Source organism: Terriglobales bacterium, from assembly GCA_035691485.1.
Lineage (GTDB): Bacteria > Acidobacteriota > Terriglobia > Terriglobales > Acidobacteriaceae > JAIQGF01.
On sequence record DASSIZ010000109.1, the window covers coordinates 1 to 25,276 of the forward strand.

The 25,276-nt window shown below is 61.6% G+C and carries 19 protein-coding genes; 6 read left to right on the forward strand and 13 right to left on the reverse strand.

What is annotated here, in order from left to right; all coding sequences use genetic code 11:
- Positions 1 to 671 (forward strand): bifunctional ornithine acetyltransferase/N-acetylglutamate synthase (locus VFI82_13775; GenBank protein ID HET7185751.1); only part of this gene is annotated, 671 nt, incomplete at its 5' end.
- Between the two features lie 2 nt (positions 672 to 673).
- Here the strand turns inward: VFI82_13775 and VFI82_13780 are convergent.
- The 3 genes from VFI82_13780 to VFI82_13790 all read right to left on the reverse strand — a co-directional run bounded on the left by VFI82_13780 (position 674) and on the right by VFI82_13790 (position 7,041).
- Positions 674 to 2,788 (reverse strand): VWA domain-containing protein, encoded by a 2,115-nt coding sequence (locus VFI82_13780; GenBank protein ID HET7185752.1) that lies wholly within the window; start codon positions 2,786 to 2,788, stop codon positions 674 to 676.
- A gap of 63 nt (positions 2,789 to 2,851) precedes the next feature.
- On the reverse strand, positions 2,852 to 6,253 hold the full coding sequence (locus VFI82_13785; GenBank protein HET7185753.1) for a TonB-dependent receptor: 3,402 nt from the start codon (positions 6,251 to 6,253) through the stop codon (positions 2,852 to 2,854).
- 89 nt (positions 6,254 to 6,342) lie between these two features.
- Positions 6,343 to 7,041 carry a DUF5666 domain-containing protein gene (locus VFI82_13790; GenBank protein ID HET7185754.1) on the reverse strand — a complete coding sequence of 233 codons (699 nt, stop codon included), beginning with the start codon at positions 7,039 to 7,041 and terminating at the stop codon, positions 6,343 to 6,345.
- A gap of 166 nt (positions 7,042 to 7,207) precedes the next feature.
- On the opposite strand from VFI82_13790, the gene VFI82_13795 reads away from it, so the two are divergent.
- The 5 genes from VFI82_13795 (at position 7,208) to VFI82_13815 (ending at position 14,079) form a co-directional block, all read left to right on the forward strand.
- Complete coding sequence (locus VFI82_13795; GenBank protein ID HET7185755.1) at positions 7,208 to 9,439, forward strand: DUF5916 domain-containing protein; 2,232 nt, start codon at positions 7,208 to 7,210, stop codon at positions 9,437 to 9,439.
- A gap of 46 nt (positions 9,440 to 9,485) precedes the next feature.
- On the forward strand, positions 9,486 to 10,733 hold the full coding sequence (locus VFI82_13800; protein ID HET7185756.1) for an anion transporter: 1,248 nt from the start codon (positions 9,486 to 9,488) through the stop codon (positions 10,731 to 10,733).
- Between the two features lie 19 nt (positions 10,734 to 10,752).
- Positions 10,753 to 11,754 (forward strand): zinc-dependent alcohol dehydrogenase family protein, encoded by a 1,002-nt coding sequence (locus tag VFI82_13805; protein HET7185757.1) that lies wholly within the window; start codon positions 10,753 to 10,755, stop codon positions 11,752 to 11,754.
- Between the two features lie 97 nt (positions 11,755 to 11,851).
- On the forward strand, positions 11,852 to 12,883 hold the full coding sequence (locus VFI82_13810) for a fumarylacetoacetate hydrolase family protein (protein ID HET7185758.1): 1,032 nt from the start codon (positions 11,852 to 11,854) through the stop codon (positions 12,881 to 12,883).
- Positions 12,880 to 14,079, forward strand: coding sequence for a hypothetical protein (locus VFI82_13815; protein HET7185759.1), 1,200 nt, complete (start codon positions 12,880 to 12,882; stop codon positions 14,077 to 14,079). Before VFI82_13810 ends, VFI82_13815 begins: the two co-directional genes overlap by 4 nt.
- 79 nt (positions 14,080 to 14,158) lie before the next feature.
- Here VFI82_13815 and VFI82_13820 read toward each other — a convergent pair whose 3' ends face one another.
- The 10 genes from VFI82_13820 to VFI82_13865 all read right to left on the reverse strand — a co-directional run.
- Positions 14,159 to 15,247 (reverse strand): LLM class flavin-dependent oxidoreductase, encoded by a 1,089-nt coding sequence (locus VFI82_13820; GenBank protein ID HET7185760.1) that lies wholly within the window; start codon positions 15,245 to 15,247, stop codon positions 14,159 to 14,161.
- Positions 15,244 to 16,164 carry a ketopantoate reductase family protein gene (locus VFI82_13825; protein ID HET7185761.1) on the reverse strand — a complete coding sequence of 307 codons (921 nt, stop codon included), beginning with the start codon at positions 16,162 to 16,164 and terminating at the stop codon, positions 15,244 to 15,246. The genes VFI82_13820 and VFI82_13825 overlap by 4 nt, the downstream gene beginning before the upstream one ends.
- A 15-nt stretch (positions 16,165 to 16,179) precedes the next feature.
- Positions 16,180 to 17,373 (reverse strand): Xaa-Pro peptidase family protein, encoded by a 1,194-nt coding sequence (locus tag VFI82_13830; GenBank protein ID HET7185762.1) that lies wholly within the window; start codon positions 17,371 to 17,373, stop codon positions 16,180 to 16,182.
- The gene (locus tag VFI82_13835; GenBank protein HET7185763.1) at positions 17,370 to 18,644 is read right to left on the reverse strand and encodes a M20/M25/M40 family metallo-hydrolase; all 1,275 of its coding nucleotides are present in this window, start codon (positions 18,642 to 18,644) and stop codon (positions 17,370 to 17,372) included. The genes VFI82_13830 and VFI82_13835 overlap by 4 nt, the downstream gene beginning before the upstream one ends.
- Before the next feature lie 16 nt (positions 18,645 to 18,660).
- Positions 18,661 to 19,860, reverse strand: coding sequence for a Xaa-Pro peptidase family protein (locus VFI82_13840; GenBank protein HET7185764.1), 1,200 nt, complete (start codon positions 19,858 to 19,860; stop codon positions 18,661 to 18,663).
- 7 nt (positions 19,861 to 19,867) lie between these two features.
- Complete coding sequence (locus VFI82_13845) at positions 19,868 to 20,815, reverse strand: ketopantoate reductase family protein (protein HET7185765.1); 948 nt, start codon at positions 20,813 to 20,815, stop codon at positions 19,868 to 19,870.
- A 3-nt stretch (positions 20,816 to 20,818) separates the two neighbouring features.
- Positions 20,819 to 23,266, reverse strand: a complete 2,448-nt coding sequence (locus VFI82_13850; GenBank protein ID HET7185766.1) for a xanthine dehydrogenase family protein molybdopterin-binding subunit — start codon at positions 23,264 to 23,266, stop codon at positions 20,819 to 20,821.
- A gap of 15 nt (positions 23,267 to 23,281) precedes the next feature.
- Positions 23,282 to 23,812, reverse strand: coding sequence for an SRPBCC domain-containing protein (locus VFI82_13855; GenBank protein ID HET7185767.1), 531 nt, complete (start codon positions 23,810 to 23,812; stop codon positions 23,282 to 23,284).
- 1 nt (position 23,813) lies between these two features.
- Positions 23,814 to 24,365, reverse strand: a complete 552-nt coding sequence (locus VFI82_13860; protein HET7185768.1) for a (2Fe-2S)-binding protein — start codon at positions 24,363 to 24,365, stop codon at positions 23,814 to 23,816.
- Positions 24,358 to 25,276, reverse strand: a 919-nt coding sequence (locus VFI82_13865) for a xanthine dehydrogenase family protein subunit M (GenBank protein HET7185769.1), incomplete at its 5' end; no start/stop codon positions are given. The genes VFI82_13860 and VFI82_13865, both read right to left, overlap by 8 nt.

The following is a 25,276-nucleotide window of genomic DNA, read 5'->3' on the forward strand; positions in this document are numbered from 1 at the left end:
TGTTCGGTGTCTGCAAGGGCGCGGGCATGATTCATCCGCGGCTGGCGACGATGCTGGCGTACCTGTTCACCGACGCGGACGTCGCTCCGCGCGAACTGGGCGAGCGCCTGCGTGACGCGGTGCATGCGACTTTCAATCGCATCAACGTGGACAGCGACACGTCGACCAATGACACCGTGCTGCTGCTGGCAAGCGGACTGGCCGGAAAGCCGAAGAGCAAGGACTTTGCCGAGGCGCTGCATGCGGTTTGCGAATCGCTCGGCAGGCAGATCGTCGCCGATGGCGAAGGCGTCAAGCACGTGGTGAATTTGCGAATCGAGGGCGCACGGTCCGACGCCGAGGCATCGCAGGTAGCAAAAGCGATTGCAAATTCCATGCTGGTGAAGACGGCGTGGGCGGGCGCTGATCCGAACTGGGGACGGGTGCTGGCGGCGGTCGGGTATTCGGGTGCGCCGATCGATCCCGACAAGGTGGACATCTACTTCGGCAAGCACCAGGTTTGCCGCCGGGGCGTGGCGGCGCGATTTGATGGAAACAAGGTGCATGCGTATCTGAGCCAACCGGTGTTCGACATTCGTGTCGACTTACGCCGCGGAAAAGTGGGCGCAACGTTCTGGACGTGTGACTTGACCGGCGAGTACGTGCACATCAACGCGGACTACCACACCTGATGCTACTTGCCGCCCGCGGCACTGGCCGGCTTCGCGGCGTCGTTTTTCAGCAGTAGTGCCAACCGCGGGAATGCGAAGGTGCCGGCGGCGTCATCGATGACCGTAACCTGGCAGGTATACAAACCCGGCTTGAGCTGGCTGAGCGGGACGTCGAACTGGAAGACCGCGGCCTTGCGGTCGGGCGCGGTGAGCTGGTGCGCTTCCACCAGCGGGGTCTCGAACGCCTTCACTTTTCCCTGGAAGAACTGGATGCTGGTGAGCAGGCGAATTGGCTTGCCCTTATCGGCGGAGTGGGTGTCTTTCGTCGGCTCATACACTTCGTAATAGAAGTACAGGTGCTGGGCGGGCGAGAAAACGTGCAGCACGTTGGGTATTAGTTCCGAGCCGTCCTTCGCCAGTACATTTTCCGATGATTTGCGCTTGGATGCGTTCTGGATCTGCGTGCCCATCACCACCGAGCTGAGCCGAAGCGGAACTTTTTCCTTCTTGAAGTCCGGAATGATCACGTCGGTTTCGAACGAGCCGAGGCGCCCGCTCTGGTTTTCCCGCAGCACTAATTTCAGGTGAAACTTTCCGGGCGGCAGCGTGAAAGCCGTCTGGTACTGCACGTTCTTGCGGCGCACTTGCTGCGATTCGTCGAGGTTGAGCTTGACGGTATCGCGCACATTGCCCACCGGCCGCTGGAGTTCATCACGGACCACGCCGATAATGTCCAGCGTGGCTTTGTCCTTGTCACCGGAGTTGGTGAACGGAATTTCCGAGCCGGGCACCACCAGCGACACGGGCACGTAGAAGCGCCCTTCGCTGAGGCGGAAATAGGCGGCGGAGAGGAAGACGTCGAGATCGGTGGCGGACAACTCGGAGCTGAGCTCGTCGACGAGTTGCTGTTCACGGTCGTCCCTATTAGAGTGCGCAAAGTCGCGCGGGGCATAGTAGCCCTTGCGGAATTCGATTTTTACATCCGGCACTGAAGTCTTGACGATGATCTTGCGGAAGCGGCCGTCTCGCGCCGGATTCGTGCTGCGATAGCCGATCACGTAGTACGCCGAGGTATCTTCCTGCACCTTGTTGAAGACGGCGCCGAAGTCGTTGGAATCCAGGAAGGCGCGCCCGCCGGTATCGGCGGCAAGCGTGACCAGGGTTTCCTGGGTAGAAAAGTTGGAATCGAAGGCATTGCGCACCGAGGCGCCTGAGTACGGCGAAGTGCCACGCAGGCTGGCCTGCTGCGCCTCGCCGCCGGGAATAATGGCCTGCAGTCCGCGCATGTCCATCGGGTAGATGGCCACATTGCTCCGAACCGCGCGATTAATCGCGTTGCGCAGCTGCGACTGGTTCTCGATCCCGGTTTTGTCCATGCCGCTGCTGAAATAAATGACCGACTTCTTCTGCTCGATGCGGGAAAGCGACTCGGCCAGCGACTGCAGTGCCTCCAGGCGGCGATCGGTGTTGAAGATATTGTACTCGGTGTCGTCGGGGGTGTAGGGCTGCGCGGTATCGGCTGTGCCCTCCGTGTCGCCCGTCATTCCGGCGTCGAAGCCGCCGCCGCTCGACGGGTTCAGCCGCGAAAGGGCCTTGTTCAACAGCTCGTGGTCCGATGTAAGGTCCTGGTTCACCTGCAGCGACGTGGCCAGCGACATGACGGCGACCATGTCCGCCGGCTTCATCTGCTTGTCCACGAACTTCTGCGCCGCCACCACGGCGCGCTCGATCTCTTCCGGCTGCATGGAGGTGAGGTCGAAGAACAATATGATGACCCGGTGATCGCGGAATTCGAGTTTGTCCGTGGGCTTTACCGTTGCGATGGCCGGCGTGGCGGTTCTAGGCGCGACCAGCACCGCCTGTTGCGGTTGCGGAACCGCTTGCAGGTCGGTCTGCTCGAAATCGAAGCTGGCGATGCGCTGCTGCTTGCCGTCTTCGAGAACGGTGAAGTCGTCTTTCTTCAATCCGCGCACGATGTTGCCGCTCTTGTCGCGAACCGTGACGTTGACCAGCACCACGTCGGTCTCGACGTGAAAACGGTAGAGCGAACCGCTCTGTTGCTGCGCCGGCAGAGACGGCACCGCCATCGCTGCGACGAGTAGCCCGACCAGCAACCGGGATGTGCCTTCTCGAATCATTTGCCTTCCGGGTCGCGTGTCATCCCGAGCGAACGCGAGTCGACGGATGACACACGCATTTGCCTAGAACCTGTACCTTGCCAGGAACTGCATTTTCCTCATGCCGCCGACTCCGACCACGCGGCCGAAGGTCGGTGAGTTTACAACGGTATCAATGGTGGTGAATTGAGGCGTGTTGAAGACGTTGCTCGCTTGAAAGCGAACCTCGAATCCCTTCGTGTCGCCAAGGTTGAATGTCTTCGCCACCGCCATGTTCGCGGTGAAGGTGCTCGGGCCTTCGATCGTGTTCCTACCCGCGTTGCCGAAGGTCCCGGCGGGAGGAATGGTGAACGCCGCGGTATTGAACCACTGCGACACGCTGGGGTCAGAAATTGAAATCGGCGCGCCGGTGGTATTGGCGCGCAGCGTGCCGTTCACCCCGCTGGCGACGTCGGTAAAACTGCCCAGCACACGCGCGGTAAACGGCAGGCCGGTGGCAAAGGCGATGTTGCCGCTCCACTGCCAGTCCCCGAAGACGTGCGACGCCAGCGAAGTTGTCGAGAGCCAGCGTTTGTTGGTTCCGAAGGGAAATTCGTAAACATAGTCGGCGGTGAAACGATGGCGCTGGTCGAAGCTGGAAAGGCCGCGCTCGGCAGCCAGGTCCCGATCGTTCTGTGCCACCACAACTGCGCCGCCGCCGATGGAAGAAGCATTATCGATCGATTTGGAATAGGTGTAGCTGCCGCCCACCGACAGCCCGCCTGACATGCGCTTGCGCAGCCGGACACTGCCGCTGTGCAGGATCGAGTCGGCATTGGAACTCTCCCACAGAAATGGCTGCACCCCGGAAATGCTCAGACCCCCGCCGGGTAGGCGGTCGGGCGCGCGCAGCAGGTCAAGGTGCGTTCCCTTGCTGCCGTTGTAATCCAGACTCAGCAGCAGAGTGCGGGTCAACTCGCGCTGGATGTCGAGGTTCCAGATCTGCACGTATCCCAGACGGTAATTGCGATCCACGCCGTAATTGTTCGTGGTCACGCTGGACACGGTGGCGAAAGCATTCTGCAGAGCCAGGGGGCCGGCGATGGATCCGATATTTGTCTGCGTAAAATCGAACGGCGGCTGGAACGAGAGGTTTTGCACCATCGTGGAGTACTGAGTGGTGTTGTAGTTGATGCCGTAGCCGGCGCGCACAACCGTTTTCACCATTGGCTTCCAGGCAATGCCGATGCGCGGGGCGAAATTGTTGCGATCGGGATTGACCAGCGTTGCAGGAAACGCTCCGCTGTACGGGCCCACATTGCCGCAGGTGCCGATGGTGACCGCGCAGACCGGCGCGACCGCGACAAATCCGGGGGCAACGTCGAGGTTCGCGAGCTGGTGATTTTCCTCCGTGAAGGGAGAAACATACTCGTAGCGCAGCCCGAAGTTGATGGTCAGGTTGCCGCGCACGCGCCAGTCGTCCTGGACAAACAAGTCCCAGGAGTTGGCCGCGAAGTGGTAGTTGTTGACACCGTACTGCACCGACGCCTGCTGCGGCGCGCCGAGGAGAAAATCGGCGAAGTCAAAACCCGTGCCCGGCACAGCCACGCCGCCAACATAACGCGCGGTATAGAGACCGGTGAAGACGAAGCTGCCGCGCGCGTTCTTGTCCGTCTGCGGATTCTGGTGAATGCGGCGGAAGTCGCCGCCCCAGCGGACGTTATGCCTGCCATGGTTCCAGATCAGGGTATCGGCCAGCGACCAGGTCAGATCGCGCCGCGCCAGCGGATTGATATCGTTCACGCCGACGAAGTTGGTGAAAGAAAGATTGGGCAGGCCCCAGTCAAATGGGTTAGTGGAGACGCCTGCAATTCCCGCCTCGGAAGCAATGTTCTCGACGCCGGCGTACAGGTTGTTCGTGGAAATGTTCCTGCGGTTGAAATCGAAGCGCAAATGATTGGTCAGGTGGCCCTTGCCGTAAACCCAGCCGGCGGGAATGTCGATGGCGCTGGACTTCGTCCGTCCGCCGACGGTGGGCAGCGGATTGTTCAGGACCGAGTCAGAGCGCTGCCAGTGAATGCCGAAATTGAGGTTGTTGCGCGGCCCGCGCCCGGCTCGCCCTCCCCCACCCGGGCCCATCATAAACGGCCCTCCGGACGATCCGAAGTTATGGATCAGGCGCAGGTTCACATTGTCGTTGCTGGTGGAGGTGGAAGTAACGTAGTGAAAATTTTGAAACGTACCCGGCTGGTTGGGCAGCGGAATGAATTTCAATAACGCCCGGGCCGCGGGATCGATCGCGGTGATTTGATTGTTTGCGAAGGGAAGGCCGGTGGCTGGATTGAAGATCTGCACCGCTGCGCCATTGCGCGTGGTCACACCGGAAAAATCGCCGCCCCGTTCGGCAAGCGTCGGAACGGTGGAGAAGACGTCGTAGGGGTTATCGGAGCGGTTGCCAAAATAGTTGAGAAAGAAAAAGGTCTTGGTGCCGCCGTTATAAATGTGCGGAATTTTCAGGGGACCGCCTAGGGTGCCCCCGAAGCGTTGCTGGAAATAATCCGGCTGCGTCGTGGGCAGGCCGTTCAGCGAATAAGGCTTGGCATCGAAGACGCCGTCGCTGGCCGAGTAGAACAGCGATCCGTGCGGCTTATTGATGTTCATGCCACGGCGTCCGCCAATCCGGATGATCTGGACGCTACCGGGGCCGCCGAAACCTCCGGGGCCGCCGCCGCCCGGTCCGAGAAACATGCCGTTGCCGCCCGGTCCGCCGTTCATGTACACCCCGGGCTCGCCGCGAGCGGCACGGTCGCGCATTTCCTGAATGCGCTCGCGCATTTGCTCGTCGTTGCCGCCAAACATCATCTCGTTGGTTTGGGCGGCATTGTTGGAGGAAGAAATCGCGACCGATTCCGTGGCGGCATCCGGGTTCATCGCCTGAGAGGGTATGCCCGAGATGTCCGTTGCGCCGCCGTTCCCCGCTCCCTCGCCTTGCGCCATGCCAGCCATCCCGGAGGGATCGGCGGCCAGGGCCAGGTTCTGGAATCCGCGACCCGAGACGCCCGCAACCTGCTGCTGCGCTTGGCGCTGCTGGCGCTGTTCCTCGGCCTGAACGCGCGATTGCAACATCATCTCCAGGTCGGCACGAAGATGGCAGTTGGCCGCGTTCACCACCACTTCCTTGGTCGCCACCGCGAAACCTGCCAGCTCAGCGCGGATGACATAGCGTCCGTTGGAAGGGGCAATCAGAGTGTAAGTGCCGTCCACACCGGTGGAGGTCGCCGTCTTTTTGCCGGTAAGCGAGTTCGATGCCGAGATGGTAACGCCGGGCAGAGGAACCCCGTCGGCCGCCGTTTTGCCTGCAACGTCGCACGATGAGGGGGTCTGCGCAAAGATGGGGAGCCCGGCTAAGAACACGAGCAGCGCACTAACGTGCGCGAATTGGCTGTAGCCGCGCCGCGTGATCGTGCGTCGCAACCATGACTTCGCAAGCACTGGGAAAAACTTCATTCGACTTTACAGACGGCTGTACTAACACGAAGGTAAGCGATTCGGCTGCATTCCGCGTGTAAGAACCACGTAAAATTTTGTCAATCCTGCTACTTGGGAGGCGGGGCCTGCGTACGCTCTCCACCACCGCCGCCGCCGGGGCCGCGGAACATCATCCCCCCGACGTTGAGCTCCGTGGGAACGAAAACGCCGGCCGAATTCAAAGCACCGCGGCCGAAGATGCGGTCGCCGGCTTTGATGTCGGGCAGCGTGATGCTTTCGCGGCCCTTGCGGAAAGAAGTGTTCTCGTCTACTTCGATGGTCTGCGTCTGGCCGTCGGGACGCGCGATCGTGAGCCTGGTTCCGTCAATCGCCTTTACCTCGCCGGCAATGAACTTCTTACCCAAGTCCTCGCGCGTGACCTGCATGTTGGCCTCGCTCATGCCTTGACGTGAGACCACGAACCGCGCTGTCCACGTGTTTTCGCCGGCCGGTTCGCCGGCGACCATGACCATGTCTCCGGGCTTGAAGTCGGAGAACTTGGCTTCTTGCCGATCCCTCCGGAACTGCGTATCAGGCTTGACCTTCACGGTTATGGTCTTCCCGTCCTGTTGCTTCAGGGTGAACCCGTCCTTACTGATTTCGCCGATGGTTCCGCCCCCAGGCCCGCGGAATCCGCGCGTTTCGCCGCGGCCTTCGCCCCGCTGCTGCCCTTCTGCAGTGGACGGCTTTTCGGACCCAGGAGCAGTTTGTCCTGCACACAACATCGTGGTTACCAGAACGGTGAGAATGGCAATGCAGCGTTTCATGAACAGAACCTTCCTATTGCGAGCGCAGCCTTTGCAGGCATTTGTGCCGAAGGCCGAATCCTATCAGCCGCTAGTGTAGACGTTAGAGGTCGTAAAAAGTTGTGAATTGGATCCGGCCTCACATGCAAAGTTCATCCGTTGCTGTATTCTTTCGGGTCATTTCCAAATGCGTGGGATCTTTGCTGTCATCATCTTCGCAGCTGCTGCGCTTGCTGCCGCACCGGACGGCGCCGAGGCGCAGCTGGCCAGCAATAACGAGCCGCACCAGATCCATGTGCGCCGGATTGAGGACGCGCACATCAAGGTCGACGGCAAGCTGGATGAGCCGGTCTGGCAAACCATCGAGCCGATCACCAACTTCACGCAAACTCAGCCCAATGAAGGCGCGCCCGTCAGCCGCCGCACCGAAGTGCGGATTTTTTACGACGACAATAACATCTATTTCGGATTCCGCTTCGAAGACGATCCCGACCGTATCAACTACCACTTCGTCGCCCGCGACGTCGGCAGCGGCTCCGACAGCGCCGACATCCTGCTGGATACCTTCCACGACCGCCGCACCGGGTACTTCTTCAGCATCACCGCCGCGGGCGCGCAATTCGACGGCACCTATGACGAATCGCGCGGCGGCCAGGGCTTCGGCACCATTGACCTGACCTGGGACGGCATCTGGTACAGCGGCGTGTCGCGCGAGTCCTGGGGATGGTCGGCGGAAGTGGTGATTCCGTTCAAGTCGATCCGAATCTCACATGCATCCTCTCAGGAGTGGGGAATTAACATCGGGCGCGAGCGGCTGCGTGACAACGAGTTCGCATTCTGGGTGCCCGTGCCGCTGTTCGAGGGGTTCATGAAGCCATCGCGCGCGGGCGTGCTCACCGGCCTGGAAGACTTGCACGTCGGACGAAACTTGGAACTGGTTCCCTTCGTTGGCGGCGCCAATCGGAGCGGTGGACAACAGCCGCAGCTCAACAAGTTTTCCGTGGATGGCGGCCTCAACGCGCGCTACGGCCTGCAGCAGAACCTGACCGCTAATCTGGCCATCAACCCTGACTTCGGCGAAACCGAGGCCGACCAGTTCACGGCGGAGGTGTCACGCTTTGAAATCTTCTTTCCCGAGAAGCGCCAGTTTTTTACCGAGGGCGCTAACTACTTTCAGACCCCGCTGCAGCTGTTCTTCTCCCGCCGCATTGGCGCTCCCATGCCGGATGGAGAGCCGCAACGCATTCTGGAAGGCGGCAAGCTCACCGGCAAGGTCGGCGCGTGGACCATCGGCGCCCTGGAAGCTGTGACCCAGGCGCAGGACTACGTGGATCCGTCAACGCAGACGCTGCAACAGGCGCCCGGCGCATTTTTTGGCGTAGTGCGTCTGCAGCATGACCTGTTCCAAAAGTCCGCCTTCGGTTTCATGACGGTGAACCGACGTCAGCAACCGGGGACCGTTGGCCAGAACGAGAGCACGCACGCCATGGACCTTAGCATCCTGTCCGGGCCGCATATCCGCTGGGTGTCGCAGGCGATGGTCAACACGAACTCCGCCAATCCTGGCGTTGACGCTCAGCATTTGGGGTGGATCTCGGATTTCATCTATGACTCCAACCAGTTCACCTATGAGGTGTCCGGCAAATTTCTCGGCAACAAGCTCGACCTCAGCCACACCGGCTTCGAACCGCAAGTCGATCGGTGGAGCGGCCTGATGAGCGCGACCTGGAAGCCGTTCATCAATCGCCATTACATCCGGCAGCTCTTCTTCAACCTCAATTACGACGAGAGCAACGGCACGCACGGCGAACTCGAGGATGCCGGCGCCGACTTTGACTTCAAGGCGCAATTCAAGAATTTCTGGCAGGCGCACTACCGTTTTTCTTACGACCGCACCCGCTTCTTCTTTTTCACCCCGGATTTTTTGCGTCTGCCCAACACGCGCGGCTACCAGGAACCGATCCACGTCGTGGAACTCACTTCCAACCAGAGCCGCCGCGTCTATTTCGACCTGCTGTTCCAGACGCAGAAAATGGTGCAATTCAACGAGAATTTCTACGGCTCGATGAAAGAATTGCAGCTGCAATCCACGGCGCGGATCGGCCGGCATCTGCGCTGGGAACTCAACGCCATTCGCATTGACGAACACCTGCTCGACGGCCGCCACTTTCAGTACCGCAAATTCTTCATCTCGCGCTGGACCTATCAGTTCAACACCAAGGCACGCGCGAGAGTGCTTGCGCAGTACGCCAGCGACCGCCATGGGAACGACATCAGCATCAATTCGCTGTTCGCCTACGACTTCACCGCCCGCAGTGCGCTCTACATCGGCTATAACCGCCAGCGCAAAGACCCTTTCGCTGTCACCGATCTCGGCAACCAGGTCTTCGTCAAGTTGTCATACCTGTTCGCGTTCTAGGTTGTCGCGCCTTTTCTTCGGTTCTCATGAATTCACCTGGCTTGCTATGCTGTCTCACCCCATGCAGCATGCCATGTCGGAAGCGCACGTCCTGGCCGGTTACCTGATTTTCTTCGCCAGCTACCTGGTGTTTGCGATCGGCAAATTCCCTGGATGGAAGATCGACCGGCCAGGAATGGCAATTATCGGCGCGGTGCTGATGTTCGCCTTCCGCATTCTCGGCCCGGGCGACTCGCTGCGGTTTATCGATTTCGCAACCATCGTGCTGCTGTTCTCGATGATGCTGATCGTCGGCAACTTGCGGCTGGCAGGCTTTTTCGAGCGCGTCGCACAAATCGCCGTCGCGCGCTTGGGACGACATCACCTGCTCCCGGCCATCATTTTCACCAGCGGCGTTTTGTCGGCATTTTTCGTGAACGACATCATCTGCCTGGTCATGGTGCCTTTCGTGCTGACAATTGCCCGCCGCATGAACGTTCCGCCGGCGCGCTACCTGCTGGCGGTGGCGACGGCTTCTAACATCGGCAGCGTTGCCAGCATCACCGGCAATCCGCAGAACATCCTGATCGGCTCGTTATCCGGAATTTCCTATCGCTCGTTTCTCGCCCACCTTGGACCCGTCGCAATGGTCGGTCTGCTGCTGGATTGGCTTGTGCTGCACTTTGCGGGGGAGGGCGGCCGCCCTATCGAAAACGACGGCGTTGTGCTGGAGATTACGCAACGACGGGCACGCTCGCTGACGAAACCTGTGCTCGTGACCGCGGCGGTGCTGGTCGCATTTGTGGCGGGAGCCCAACCGGCGCTGGTGGCGGCAGTCGGCGCTGCCATCCTGCTGATCACGCGCTCGCTGGAGCCGCGCCTGGTTTATGAAGAAGTGGATTGGGGCCTGCTCGTATTTTTCATCGGTCTGTTCTTAATTGTTGGCGGCGCCGAGCAGGTTGGCCTGACGTCGTTGCTGCTGGAATTCGCGCAGCGCTGGAACTTGCATAATGCCGGCATTTTGACCTTGGTAACCGCCGCACTCTCCAACTTGGTCAGCAACGTTCCAGCAGTCATGCTGCTGAAATCTCTCGCGCCAGGATTTCAAGATCCTCATCATGCGTGGCTGGTGCTCGCCATGGCGAGCACGCTCGCCGGCAACCTGACGATCACCGGGTCGATCGCCAATATCATCGTGGTGGAGCGCTCGCGCCCGGCGGTGCGCATCGGGTTCTGGGATTATTTCCGCCTCGGCCTGCCAATTACGCTGGCGACCCTGCTGTTCGGATGGCTATGGTTGAGCGTCGTGCCCTGAGCTTTGCTACACTCCGCCCATGCGCGCCATGGTGCTCGACCAACCCCGCCCGGCCGAGCAAAATCCATTGACGTTGCGCGACGTCTCGTTGCCCGAGCCGCGGGCCAACGAAATTCGCCTGCGTGTGCGCTGCTGCGGCGTGTGCCGCACTGACCTGCACATCGTAGAAGGCGACCTTAAGCTGCCTAAGCTGCCCGTTATTCCCGGTCACCAGATCGTCGGAGTGGTGGACGAAGCCGGCAGCGGGGTTCGGCAATTTCGCCAAGGAGATCGGGTCGGCGTTCCCTGGCTGTACTCGACCGACGGCATATGCGCCTTCTGCCGGCGCGAACAGGAGAATCTCTGCGATTCCGGCCGGTTTACCGGCTATCACGTTGACGGCGGATACGCCGAAGCAATGATCGTGCGCGAAGAATTCGCATACTCGCTTCCAACGCAATTCGATGACGAGCACGCCGCGCCGCTGCTGTGCGCCGGCGTGATCGGCTACCGGTCATACAAGTTGAGCAATGTGCGCCCGGGGGAGAGGCTCGGGATGTACGGCTTCGGCGGCTCGGCGCACATCGTGATGCAGATCGCCCGGCACGCGGGATGCGAAGTTTACGTGTTCACGCGCGCGGCCGCGCATCGCGAACTGGCGTTGCAATTGGGCGCTGCCTGGGCGGGAGCGTCGCAAGAGCAACCTGCCACGCCCCTCGATGCCGCCATCATCTTTGCGCCCGCCGGATCGGTGGTGCCGCAAGCATTGCGGGCCGTGCGCAAGGGTGGAACCGTTGCGCTGGCCGGGATCACGATGAGCCCGATTCCGGCGCTCGATTACGATCTCCTGTACCACGAGCGGGCTCTGCGGTCCGCGGCCAACAGCACGCGCGAGGACGTCCGCGAATGCCTGCTCCTTGCCGCCCAGGTTCCGGTGAAAACCGAGGTTCAAGTGTTTCCGCTCGAGCAGGCCAACCAGGCATTGCAGGAGCTGAAGCACAGCCGGATCGACGGCGCGGCTGTGCTGCGTGTTTCCCAATGAAGAGTTCAGTCTGGATGTGCCCCGCGCCAGGCCAAGTGCAACAAATAGCGGTTGGACAAGCCGCGATGCTTCACTTAGACTGCCGCACGAATGTCCTATGCGTCTGGTCACCTTTGAAAATCCATTGAAGCAGCAGCGGACGGGCGCGATCGTAGCCGGCGATCGCGTTGTCGACCTCAACCTGGCGTGTGCCACGCAACATGGCCTGCAGGGCGCCGCCGCCTACCGAATCGCCGACGCGCTGGTTCCGGCGGAGATGCGGATGTTGTTTGAAGGCGGCGACACCAGCCTGAACGCGGCGCGTGCCGCTTTGAGGTCTGCGATCGAACACGCCGACACGGTGCGTGGACCCTCGGGAGAGCCCGTCGTATTTCGTCGCGACCAGGTGAAGCTGAAGGCGCCGATCATTCCGCGCAAGTTCTTTCACACCGCCGGCAATTTCCGCGAGCATCACGAGGAAGCAACCAAAGCCGGTTTTTCACACCCGGTGCTGCCTTGGATTGTGTTCTTCCAGAACATCGACGCGATCATTGGCCCCGACGAGCCGGTGGTGTACCCATCGCACCTGACCCAGGAGCTCGATTACGAGCTCGAGTTGGCGGTGGTCACCAAGAAAGCGGGCAAACACTTTACGCCCGCGCAGGCTGCCGACTACATCGGCGGCTACGTCATCTTCAACGACATTACTGCGCGCGACATTCAGCGCAATGAGATGAAATCCGGCGTGTTCAGCTTCTGCAAAGGCATCGACACGTTCTGCCCACTGGGGCCTTGGATCGTCACCGCGGATGAGATCAAGGACCCGCACAACCTCGCCATGCAGCTGCGCGTCAACGGCGAGCCGCGCCAGAATTCCCACTCCAGCAAGATGTCTGTGAAAATTCCCGAGATCCTGGCGCACTATTCCGCCATGGGCTACAGTGCCGGCGATGTGGTCTCGACCGGCACGGTTTCCGGGGTCGCGGCCTTCTCCGGCGATCCCAAGGCGTGGTATTTGAAACCTGGCGACGTCATGGAGTGCGAGATCGAGCAGATTGGCGTGCTGCGCAACCCGGTGATCGCGTGGGAGCAGGCGCACGGCAAAGCTCCTTCCTTGGGTGATCGCGCTGAATTTGAGGCAAAGCAATGAATGGCAACAGTAAGGTCTGGGTCAGCGAACTGAACCAGCACGGCCGCTTCCACGTCGCCGCCCCAATTCGTTTTTACGACACGACGCTGCGTGATGGCGAGCAGACGGTCGGTGTCGTTCTCAGCCCGGAGCAGAAGCTGGAAATTGCGCACAAGCTGGACGCGCTCGGGATCGCACGCATCGAGGCCGGATTCCCGCGCGTCAGCCCGGAAGACGCGGAAGCCATCCGCATGATCCTGGACGCCGGCCTGAAGGCAGAAATTTGGGGGTTTTCACGCGCCCAGACGGCGGACATCGAGGCCCTGGTTGAGCTTGGCGTGAAATCCACCGTCATCGAGGTCCCGACCAGCGACCTCAAGCTGAAAGCCTACGGCCTGACTCGCGAAGAAGCGAAAGCACGATTAAGCAGCGCGATTCAACTGGCCAGGCAGCATGGCATTCGCGTGGCGTTCTTCCCCGTGGACTGCACACGAACCGCGCTCGATTTTCTGCGGGAAATTTACTCGGCGGCGCTGGAAGCGGGCGCCGCGGAACTGGTGGTAGTGGACACCATCGGCGTCTGCGGCCCGGAAGCGGCGGACTTCCTGGTCGCCGAGGTGAAACGCTGGGTGGGAAATGATGTGCCCATCCACTGGCATGGGCACAACGACTTCGGATTCGGAACGGCGTGCTCGGTAGCTGCTGTTCGCGCAGGCGCCACTTGGATCCAGGGCACGATCAATGGCATGGGTGAGCGCGCCGGCAATTGCGATCTGGGCGAAACGGCGCTCGCGCTGAGCTGCCTTTATGACGTGCCGGTGGAGATGAACTTGCCCAAGCTGCGCGAGACTTCCGCCATTGTGCAGCGCCTGTCGGGGTACTCGATGGAACCGTGGAAACCCGCGGTCGGCAACAACCTTTTCAACCGCGAGAGCGGCGCGGTGGCGACGCAGTTTCACATTCCCGAAGCGATCGAGCCGTACGCCGCCGACCTGGTGGGCGCCACGCGCAGCATCGTTCTCGGCAAGAAAAGCGGGCTCGATTCCATTGACCTGAAATGCCGTGAGCTGAAGCTGGAGATTGCGCCCGAACAGCGGGCCGCGTTGCTGGCGGCAGTGAAGAAGAAGTCAATCGCGAAGCGAGGGCTGGTCACCGATGAAGAGTTCCGGGCGATCTACAGCGATGTGGTCAGCGCTCGCGCCGTCGGAAAGAAGTAGCCACCGATTAGCACGGAGCAACACTGATCTGAATCTATCTCGTCCAATGCTAGTTCATGCATGTTGATCTGTGACGTTGTTATTTTGAAGTTGCGCCTGCAGTGCGGAAGTGCGGCAGCACCGCCTCCCCGAACAACTTCGCCTGCTGCTCGCGATCCTCACCCCAGACTTCCAGCATGATGTGCGTACAACCGGCATTGCGGTATTCCTGGATGCGCGCGATGCACTCGTCGGGCGTTCCCGCGATCGGCTTCACTTTCTCGAAAACCTCGTCAGAGACGGCGCGCGCCGCCGCCCGGCGTCCGCCTTGCTCCATGGCGTCAGCGATGGGACGAATGTCGTCGAAGGTCAGGCCTGCGGATTGCAACAGCACGTCTGCCGATCCTTTGATGTTCTGCACCTTGTTGGCGAGATACATCGCAGCCATCTCCCGCGCCCCATCCTTCCCTCGTCGTGAATCTCGGCCGATGCTCCCCACGATCACCGAACCAAGATCGAGTTGGGCAGGTTCGCGGCCCGCCTTGCGCGCGCCCTCCTCCATGTTGCGCCGCGAGTAGCGCACGAACTCCGGTGTCGTAATGCTCGCGGTCAGCAGGCCATCGCTATGGCTGCCGGCCATGCGCTGCAGCACCGGGCCGGTGCCGGCGAAGTACATCGGCGTATGTACGCGGGACACGTGAGCGTCGTCACGCAACGCTGGGACGTCAGCCGAGAAGACTTTGCCGTCGTAGCGAAAGGCGCCGCCGGCCAGAGCGCCGCGAATGATTTCCAGGCTCTCGCGCATGACGGCGGCGGGCCCGGTTCCAGGCTTGCCTTCGCCTTCCCCGATTTCCTTCATGAAGATTTTCGAAGCGCCCAGGCCGAGCAGGAAGCGCTCTCCGCACAGGTCTTGCATCACGCGCGCTTCCATCGCGATCTGCACCGGATGACGGGTGTACGGCGAGATGATGCCCCAGCCGATGTTGATGCGCTTTGTCTCATGGGCAATCAACGCCGTGATTGCGGTGGAAGAGCGCGCTTCGTAGGAATGCTTGCGCCACCAGGGGTAGGCCTCCGCCAGCCAGAAGGTGTCAAAGCCCGCTGCCTCGCATGCCTTGGCCATGCGCAGGGTCTCGTGCACGGGCTCCATGCTCAATTGCAATACGGCAATGCGGAAAGGAATAGTCACGGGTTTGTCCACGAGTGTTCCAGGCCCTTGATCAGTTGCCACACGGCGCGGTTCAGCGGCGTCGGCACGCCGGTCTTCTCGCCCCACTTCACGATCGCGCCGTTCATGAAATCCACTTCTGTTTGCCGCCTGGCGAGAATGTCCTGCAGCATGCTGGCTTTGTGTTTGCCGGGGGCGTGAGCCGCTTTTTTCACCAGCGCCTTGGGATCGCCGTCGAGTTTGATGCCGAGGGCCTGGGCAACCGCAAGTCCCTCATCAATGAGCGCGTCGAACAATTCGCCCGTGGGCTTGAAAAATGCCGCCGCGCCGTGATGCAGCTGCGTCAGCGCTCCCACAGGATTGGTGCCGGCATTGAAAATCAGTTTCGTCCACTGTGCGCCGCGGGCGTCCTCCATCGCAATCGTATTCATTCCCGCGCGCGTGATCAGGCCGGCCAGTTCCGTGATCTTTTCCATCGGAGTTGCGCTCGGCTCGAAGGGGCCAATCCAGGTGTCGCCGCGGATGTCGAAGCCCACATGGCCGGGCTCAACGATGTGCCCCGCGGGAAACGTGGTGCCGCGAATGACGTAACGCACGTGCTCGGCGATGATTTCCTCGTTGCCCACACCGTTCTGAACCGAGCAGACGGCGCTGTTGTCGTCAAAGATGCGTGCGGTGGCGGCGATCGCGGGTCGCGTGTGCGTGCTCTTGGTCGCGACGATCCCGTAATCGCAGCGTGGGATTTCGGCGGCGTTGCTCGAGGCCTGCAACTGCACGGTAAAATTGGCCTCACCGGAGATGCGCAGCCCGCGCTGCTTGACAGCGCAGACCTGGTCCTGCGAGACATCGAATGCAAACACCTCGGCCTCGCCTGCTCGTGCCAGGTGCGCGGCGAACAGGCTGCCGATGGCGCCGCAACCGATGATGCAGATGCGCATGATTGTTCACCGCCGCTAGGAGCGGGTCGAGGCAGCAGGCGATGTTGTCCGCGCCGCGTTCGTTTCTCCGCCCTGGTAAAACTTCCATTCCACGTCGGCGAGGTTTTCACCTTCGTTCCTGCCGACGCGAAACGTGTCCTGCGTATAGAGGCAAACTTGACCATCACGATCGATGACCTGCGGGTGCAACGAAAAAATCATGCCTTCGCGCAGTTCAACGCCGCTGCGCGCGCCGATCGCGGGATGTTCGAGCATGGTCAAGCCGATCGAGTGGCCGGAAAGGTGCCCGAGGCTGAACCCGTGCGCCGCAAAAGTGTCGGCGACAACGCGGTGCACACTGTCGGCCCGCTCGCCTTCCCGCATCAAGTGGCGAGCGGCGTCCATCGCTTCCGGGTACGCAGCCGCCATCTCCTGAATACGCTCACTCGGTTTGCCGCGAATGAGCGCGCGAGAGAATTCCACCCAGTACCCTTCGTAGCCGCCGATTTCCAGCGAATACAGCATGAGGTCGCCCGCGTTGACCACGCGATCGCCGGGAACCTTGAAGTGCGCTTCGGCCTCGCCATGCGGTCCCGACAGCACGATGTTCATCATGCGTGGACCGGCGCCGCCGGCAAAAAATAATTCGACGGCGGGCGCCATGATTTCCGCCTCCGTCTTTCCTGGTTCGAAGGCGCGCACCAGCGCGTCGAAACCGTCGAGAATCACCTCCATGCTCTGCCGGATGTGAGCCAGTTCCCAATCGCTTTTGACGGCGCGCGCCATGTCGAACTCGAAGTCCCACTTGATCAGTTCGCAGGAGCCCTGCGCCAGTTCGCGATAGTCGCGCACCGCCATGACAAAATCCATGCCGGCGACGCCCAGGCGCTTCCAGCCGTGTAGGTTCGCCCGTTCGCGCAGCCAGCGGCCGGGAACTTCCGGCCACACCTGGTCGCGCACCCAAGCCCTTTTCTTGTCGCCAATCCAGCGCGCCTCGGCGGGAAAGATCAGCGTCGGCTCGCCTGCCAGGGGGACCAGGACGTACGCATAGCGGTGCACGATTTCGAACCCGGAGACGTAGCGCACCGCGCCTTCGAAGCCGGCATATTGGTTGCCACAGACGAGCATCGCATCGAGCTTGTCGCGGGCCATGGCTGCGCGCAGCTTGGAGTAACGGCTCTCAATCTCCTGCGGCGTGATCGGCGGGCCGTTGCGGTAACGTGGCGTCATGATGGGCGGACGCCGCACAACTCGGCGGCGGTGAGCGCGTAAATGCGCGTGATATCCACGAATGTGCGGATCGCAACCTTCTCGCCCTCGGCGTCGCGCGGGCCGCTGGAGGGGCCGTAATTCACGCTGGGAATGCCGTAGCGGGACATTACGGAGGCGTCCGAGCACCAGGTAACCACATCGCGCTTCGGAGTGTCCCCGGTCACGCGACGGTGGTTGGCCTCGATGGCGCGTACCATTTCGTGGTCGCCGCTGATGCTGGCGCCGGGAACCGAAACGTAAGTATCGAACTCCAGACCGTACCCGGGATAACGCTTTTTCAACTTCCGGAACAGCTGCTGGATTTCGCGCCGCGCCTCCGACATTTCCATCGCCGGCGGCACCCGCAAATCCAGGAAAAGGTCGGTGCGTTCGGGGGTTCGGCTGGCGCGCCATGGGTGACCGCCGCGGATGCCGCCGACGTTCACGATTCCTTTGTGTCCGCCGTGCGCCGCCATGCTCTGCCAGCGCGGCATCCACTCGCGGACGGCCTCCAGCACATCGCTCATGCGCAGGATCGAATTCTGGTCCTCTTTGCCTTCCGCAAATGCGGTATGGACATAATTGCCGGCCACGGAAATGTTCGCCCACAAGGAGCCAAAGTGTTCCAGAACGATTGCCATGTCGGTGGGTTCCCCCAGGATGCACATGTCGGGCACCACTCCATGATTCACCAGGTAGTGCGTACCGACGCCGTATCCGCGATATTCCTTGCCCGTGAACTCGCCCCACTGCGTCTTCTCGATCTCGCCGACCACCGCCGCCAGAACGACATCACCATCAAGGGTGACGCCGGCGCGCTGCAATGCCCTTACCGCCTGCGTATAGCACACGAGCGCGCCCTTCATGTTGTAAATGCCGAGGCCGTAGATCATCCCGTTCTTCACTACCGCGTTCGGCTTGTACCCGATGCCGGCAAGGAACGGCTCGCGCCCGGTGTTCGAAGTGTCCATGTGGCCGTTGAACATCAGGTTGCGCCCCGCGCCGCCGCCTTCATATCGTGCCACGATATTCGCGCGTCCTTCCTCCACCTCCTGCCGCGTGACCCGCAGTCCCATTTCTTCCCAGCGCCTCTGCATGTAGTTGCTCATGGCGAGCTCGTCACCGGTGGGGCTCGGAATATTGATGACTTCACACGCCATGGACACGATTTCATCCTCGCGCACTTCGGCCACAATGCGCTCGGCAACATCGTGCGGAAGCTTCGAAACTTCAACTCCGGGTTGAGTCATGAAACGCGCCGCGCTCCTATGCTGCTGTGCCCGCGGAAAAGACGCGAAAGTCGTCAGGATAGCTGCACAATTTTTCGCAGCCCGTGTCGGTCACCAGGAAATTATCTTCCAGCCGCAAGCCTCCGCCACCCTCCCAGTAACATCCCGGCTCGATGGCCAGCACCATTCCTTTGCGGATCGTTCCCGCGCCGGCCTGGTGCGCATAGGGCGGCTCGTGCGCGCGCGCTCCGACGCCGTGCGCCACCGGATGCGACGGCTGCCCGGGATACCCTCCGGCGGCAATGCCGGCACGAATGCGGCGATCTAACTCCGCCAGCGACGCGCCCTCGCGCACGTACCCGGCAGCATCGTGAAAGACGCCGAGCAGCATGTCGAGCAGCTTGTTATATTCCGGCGTCAGGCGGTCCGGACAAATATTCTTGGTCAGGTCGTTCCAGTAGCCGTCGGCGCACACCCAGATTTCCACCAACGTCGGCTCATGCTTCTGGATTGGGTTTTCCTTGGTCGCCGTGAAAGTCGCGATGCCTTTTCCAGACCAGACGAGGGTAAACGCGCGCGCCATCTCGACCTTGTTCTTATAGCCGATTCCGACGGCGTGAATACGGCCTTCGATCATGGCGGCGACGTCGCTCTCCTTGTGTTCGCCGGCTTTCATGTGGTCGCGGGCGTATTCCATTCCCAGCGCCGCCAGCTCGTTCGCCAGGCGCATGCGCTCGATTTCCTGCGATGTTTTGATTGCGCGCGCTTCAATCAGCACCGGCATCGCATCGGCGACCTCTCGGCACACCGGGCGAAAGGCGTCGAAATAAGGCTGCGTGTACACCGTCGGCTCACCCACCATGCGGTCCGCGGCCTGAGCGCCGTTCGTCAGCTCAATGCCCACGCGCTGCGTCAATCCGCGCTCGCGCAGCACTTTCAGCGCCAAATCCAGGGCGCGCGCGGTGGGCGGGCGCGGATCGCGCTCGTCGTAAAACCGGAACGGCCGGATGTCACGCGTCCACGCCATGCGGGCGGCGTCTCCAAGCTGCGGCTCGATGACGATCAGCGTCGGGTCTCCCTCGCGGGGAAACACGACGAGGTCGTAGCCTTTCATGCACCAGTAGTTGGTGAGGTAGAGCACATTGTCGGGCGCGCGGGCGACGATGGCATCCAGCTTGTGCTCCGCCATCAGCGCGCGGACCCGCGCCAGCTTTGCCTCATCCTTCGGATATGGCATAAGTCACCTACGTGCGCTGCGTGGCTCGCTTGCGCTCGTGCTGCCAGGATGCTTCCAGTCCCTTGATCAACCGCCACATCGCCGAATGCAGCGGGGCACTGACGCTGGCCCGCTGGGCCTCGCGCGCGATCGCGCCACAGAGATAATCAACCTCGGTCGGCAGCTCGTGCTCCACGTCGAACAGCATGGACGTAGGATGATTGGTTTGCGCACCGATCTTGTTCATCGCCCATGGATCTTCATGCAGTTCAATGCCGGCGCCGGCCGCGACGCGCCTGCCTTCATCGATCAGGTCATGCAGCAGCCGGCCCAGTGACTCCGGTGAATTTTCGTCCGCGAACTCGGGAGAATGCGGAAGCTGCGTCAAGGCCGAGACCGCGTTCACCGACGCGTTGAAAATCAGTTTCGACCACTGCGCCGGCCGCGCATCTTCCAACGCCACCGCCTTCAGGCCGCCGGCGACAATCAGATCGGCCACTTCTTTGACCAGGGAAAATGGCGTGCCCGCCGCCTCGAATGGGCCCAGCCATGTGTACTGGTCGAGTTCCAGTTCGACATCGCAATCGCTGTGGCGCGTGCCGCTCATGAATGTTGTCGCTCGCATCACGTACCCGCGCGTCAACTCCACCAGCAATTCCTCGCTGCCGAGTCCGTTTTGCGCCGACACCACGGCGGCTCGATCGCAAATGCGAGCCACAGGCGCAAACGCCTTGCGCGTATGCGTCGCCTTGGTCGCGACGATGGCAATGTCAATGTCGGGCAATTGCCGCGGCTCGGCAGTCGCGTGGATGCGCGCCACAAAGTTCCGCTTGCCGGTCACTTGGATGCCTCGATCGTTCAGGATGCGGGCGTGCTCGTCGCGCCGCACCAGCGCCCAGACATCGGCCACGCGGGCAAGGTGCGCCGCGTAGAGCGAACCGATGGCGCCGCAGCCGACGATGAGAACGCGCTTCAGTCTTCAGCTCCTCTTGTCCAGCTTCACTCCCCGGTCGGTGCTCGCGGTGATCGCCGCGAACAGGCTGTCCGCCGTGTTATGCGAATCGCTGACGAAGACCTTGTGCGGATACACCGCGTCCTGGATGGCGGCGCACATGGTATGCAGCGGCGCCGCACCGCCCTCTCCCATTCCCTTGGCGCCATTGAAGGTGAATGGCGACAGCGTCTCGATGTGGCCATAACGCAGGCGCGGCATGTTCACCGCTGTAATCGGCGTGTAGTCGCTGAACGTGCTGGTCAGCAGGTTTCCTGCTGGGTCATAGGCGCAGGTCTCCATGATGGCCGCCCCGATTCCGTGCGCGGTGCAGCCGTGCACTTGCCCTTCGACAATCCGCGGATTCACCGCGCGCCCGCAGTCGTCCACGCACGCATACGCGAGAATGCGTGGAACGAAAGTGCCGCTCTCGATCTCGACTACCGCGATGTGCAACTGCGCCGCGTACGTCAGCGTCAGGTTTCCGTACTTCTTCTCGATGTCGGGAACCTTGAACGGCGGACGGTACACGTAGCGGCAGTTGAGCGTGACATCCAGGTCCTCGGGCAGCCCGGCGTTGTTAACGTTCACGATGTTCGCAAGGCCGCCGTACGGGATCGCTTTGTCCGTGCCCCTGACCCGAACTTCGGGACCTTCCTTGCCGACCCCGAATTCCAGCTCGTCAATCGCGGCCTCCAGCGTGAAGGCCGCCAGCTGCGCGAGTTCTTTCTTCAGCTTCATGGCGGCGCCGTAAATCGCAGACAGGCCGCTCACCGCGAACTGGCTGGCGTACGTGCCGGTGTGCCCGGTGTGGACATTGAAATCGGTGTCGAAGCCGGCGCGCACGTGCACCGCGTCGGGCGAAATATTCAGCACGTCGGCGACAACTTGGGAAGCAGTGGTTTCGTGTCCCTGGCCTTGCGGCACGGAGCCGAGGAAGACCACGACTTCGCCGTACATGTCGAGTTTCACCATCGCCGCTTTTGAATTGCCCGAGAACGGCGCGAAAGGATTGATGATCCGGGCCTGGCCGAAATTGTTGGTCCCGGAATCGAGTGTAGTGCCAATCCCGATGCCGACCATGCGACCCTCCTTGCGCATCGCCGGAATTTTCTTCTGCCAGTCGTCCCAGCCGATCAGCTCCTGCGCCTTCCTCAGCATCGCCGGATAATCTCCGGAGTCGTACACGCAGCCGTTGGGCGTGGTGTACGGCATTTCGTTCGGCTGGATGTAATTGCGCAGGCGCATCTCGATGGGATCGATGCCAAGTTCGCGCCCGCACGTATCCAACACTCGTTCCAGAAACCATAGGTGCTGCATGCGCGAGTAGCCGCGGTTGGGCCCGACCGGGCACTTGTTGCTCGCGATCTGCTTGAAGTCGATGCGCAGGTTGCGGAACCGGTATGCACCCGGCAGCACCTGTGCCCAGATGATGCACCCCAGCGGCTCGTATCGAGGATAGGCGCCGCAATCGTCCACGTGCTGCGACTCGATCGCGGTGATCACGCCGTTCTTGTCCAGCGCAACCCGCGTCTTGAAGAACGTCCGCTCATTGCCATGAGCGCTTGCCATCAGATGCTCGGTGCGGGTTTCGCTCCACTTCACCGGCCGGCCGGCGGCCTTGCGTGACGCCAGCGCACACAACGCCATGTAGGGATAGTTCGTGATCTTGATGCCGAAGCTGCCGCCGATGTCGTAGCTCTGCGTCCGGATCGCGTCGATGTGCACCCCGAGGTGCGGCGCCAGGAACTGGATGGCGAATGCCGGGAAGCTGTTGTTGCTCCAGTACTGGATGGTATTGTCGCCGGCGTCCCACTGGCCGATCACCGCGTTGTTTTCCAGCGGCGTCGAAGAGAAGCGGTGGAAGTGCATGCGGTCGATGGTCACAATGGAGGCCGCTGCCGCAAATGCCTTGTCCACCTCGCCATATTCGAATTGGCCTGACCAGACGAGATTCGTGCCGGCTTCCTCGTGCAGAATGCTGGCATCGGTAAGCGCATCGTCGCAGGTGACCACCGGCTCCAGCGCTTCGTAGTCCACCTGCACCAGTTCGGCCGCGTCTTCGGCCGCCATCCGCGATTCCGCGATCACCGCCGCTACCGGCTCGCCTTGAAACCGAACCTTGGAAACCGCCAGCGGATAATCCTTGATCTTCGCGCCCGGCCCGCCGGCAATCTCGGGGAATGGTTGCGTAAGTTTCGCGACTTCTTCCCCGGTCAGCGTGCACACCACGCCCGGGTAAGATTCGGCGGCGGCCACGCTAACGCTGTTGATGCGCGCATGCGCGTACGGCGAGCGTACCAGGCGCATGTAGAGCATGCCCTCCAGCTTGTAATCGTCAATGAACTTGCCGTTGCCGCGAACAAGGCGATCCTCTTCCTTGCGCCGAAGCGACTGGCCGGTCCATGTTGTTTTGACTTCTTCAGATGACCGCATGTGTCTCCCGGTCTGTCAGTCCGTCAGTCTGTCAGTCGCGACGGGATTGACTGAAAGACTGGCAGACTGATCGACTTTCGGTTTCGATTGCTGCTCCTGAACGCCGGCATTCATCGCCTGCTGCAAGCTGTTGATGACTTTCTGCACATTCTTGCGCGCCAGCGGTTCCAGCAGCCCCCCGGCAATGGATGTCAATCGCCCAAAGACCTGCGCTCCACCTTTCCAACTCACGATGGTGCCGTTGCCCTCCGAGCGCAGCTCGAACCTCGCGTTCAGGTCCACGTTTCCTCCCGCCATCGTCGCTTTGCCGGTGTAGTACGCTTTCGCCGGGCGGTTGTGCTCCGCCAGGTGCAGTTTTACCGTGGCAGTTCCGCGAATGTGCGAAATCCCGACCTTCACGTCCACGATGAAATCTTCCGGACCGCGTACGTCCACCTTCTCGTAGTCCGGGAGCAGCGGGCAGAAACGATTCGGATCGGTGAGGAAGTCGTACGTCTCCTCCGGCGTGCGCTGCACCGTGAATTCACCATCAAAGCTGAACGCCATCTTATTTCCTTGCCATGGAGCCCGACGCTGCCAGGTCGGCCGCAGCGCGGATCGACTTGAAGATGTTCTGATAGCCGGTACAGCGACAAGTATTGCCGGCAATGGCCTTCAAAATCTCCGCGTCCGTGGGATTGGGATGCGATGCGAGCAGTTCCGTGGCAGCCATCAGGAATCCCGGCGTGCAGTAGCCGCACTGCAGCCCGTGGTGATCGGCAAACGCCGTCTGGAGCGGATTCAACTCGCTGCCCACCGCCAGCCCTTCGACGGTTCCGATTTCCGCGCCATCGGCCTGCACGGCAAAAACGGTGCACGACTTTACCGCTTTGCCATTGAGCAGCACGGTGCAAGCGCCGCAATAGCTCGTGTCGCACCCGATGTGCGTGCCGGTCAAGCTGAGCGTCTCGCGCAAAAAATCCACCAGCAGCGTGCGCGCCTCAATCTCTTCCGTGTGCGGCTTCCCATTGACCGTGACCGTGATCGCAACGCGCTCTGCCCCGGCCTGCTGCGACTTCTCGGCAACGTCGATCGGAAGCTGCTGCACGTTGTCAGGCATAAATGTGGCCTCCTTCCAGCGCTTCGCCGCGGCTGCGGCGCAACGCGACGTCAATGGCGCGCCGGGTGAGTGCGCGAACCAGGGCTCGCTTGTAATCCACTGAGCCGCGCATGTCGGGCTGGGGATCGGCGGCAGCCATGGCCGCTTCGGCCGCGCGCGCGATCGTCTGCCCGGTCAATTCCTTGCCAGCCAGTTCATCTTCGGCCGCACGCGCTCGAATTGCCGTCAACCCGACGCAGCCCAGCACGATCCTGGCCTCGCTGCAAGTCGCGCGATCGTTCATGCTTAACTGGGCGGCCACGCTTGCCGTGGCGTACACGGGCGCACAGCGCTTGAGCGCGACGTACGCACCTCCGGCTGCGCCTTTCGGCGCCTGCACCACGATTTCCCGCACGATCTCCCCGGCCGCGAGTGCAGAGGTGTAGGCATCGAGGAAGAAATCGGATATCGCAATCGTTCGTTCCCCGCCGGGTCCGATGCAACGCACCTTGGCAGGCAAGGCGAGCAGTACCGCGCCCCAGTCTCCGCTGGGATCGGCTTCCGCGAGCGATCCCCCGATCGTGCCCCGGTTTCGCACTTGGACATCGGCAATTCCCGCGGCGCAATCATGCAACAGCGGAATGGCGCGAATCGCGTCCGAGGCCGCCAGTTCGGCATGCCTTGCCATGGCGCCGACCTTGATGTCCCCATTGCTGCGGCGGATATGCGAAACATCCGGAACAAAGTTGAGGTCCACCAGGTGCGACGGCGACGACAGCCGCAGCTTCATCAGCGGAATCAAGCTCTGCCCGCCGGCCAGCAGCTTGGCGTCCTCGCCAAGTTCGGCCAGCATGCTCACTGCTTCCTGCAACGATGCCGCGCGATGATAACGAAAGCCGTGCGGATACATGGAATGAGTCCCACTCTCATTC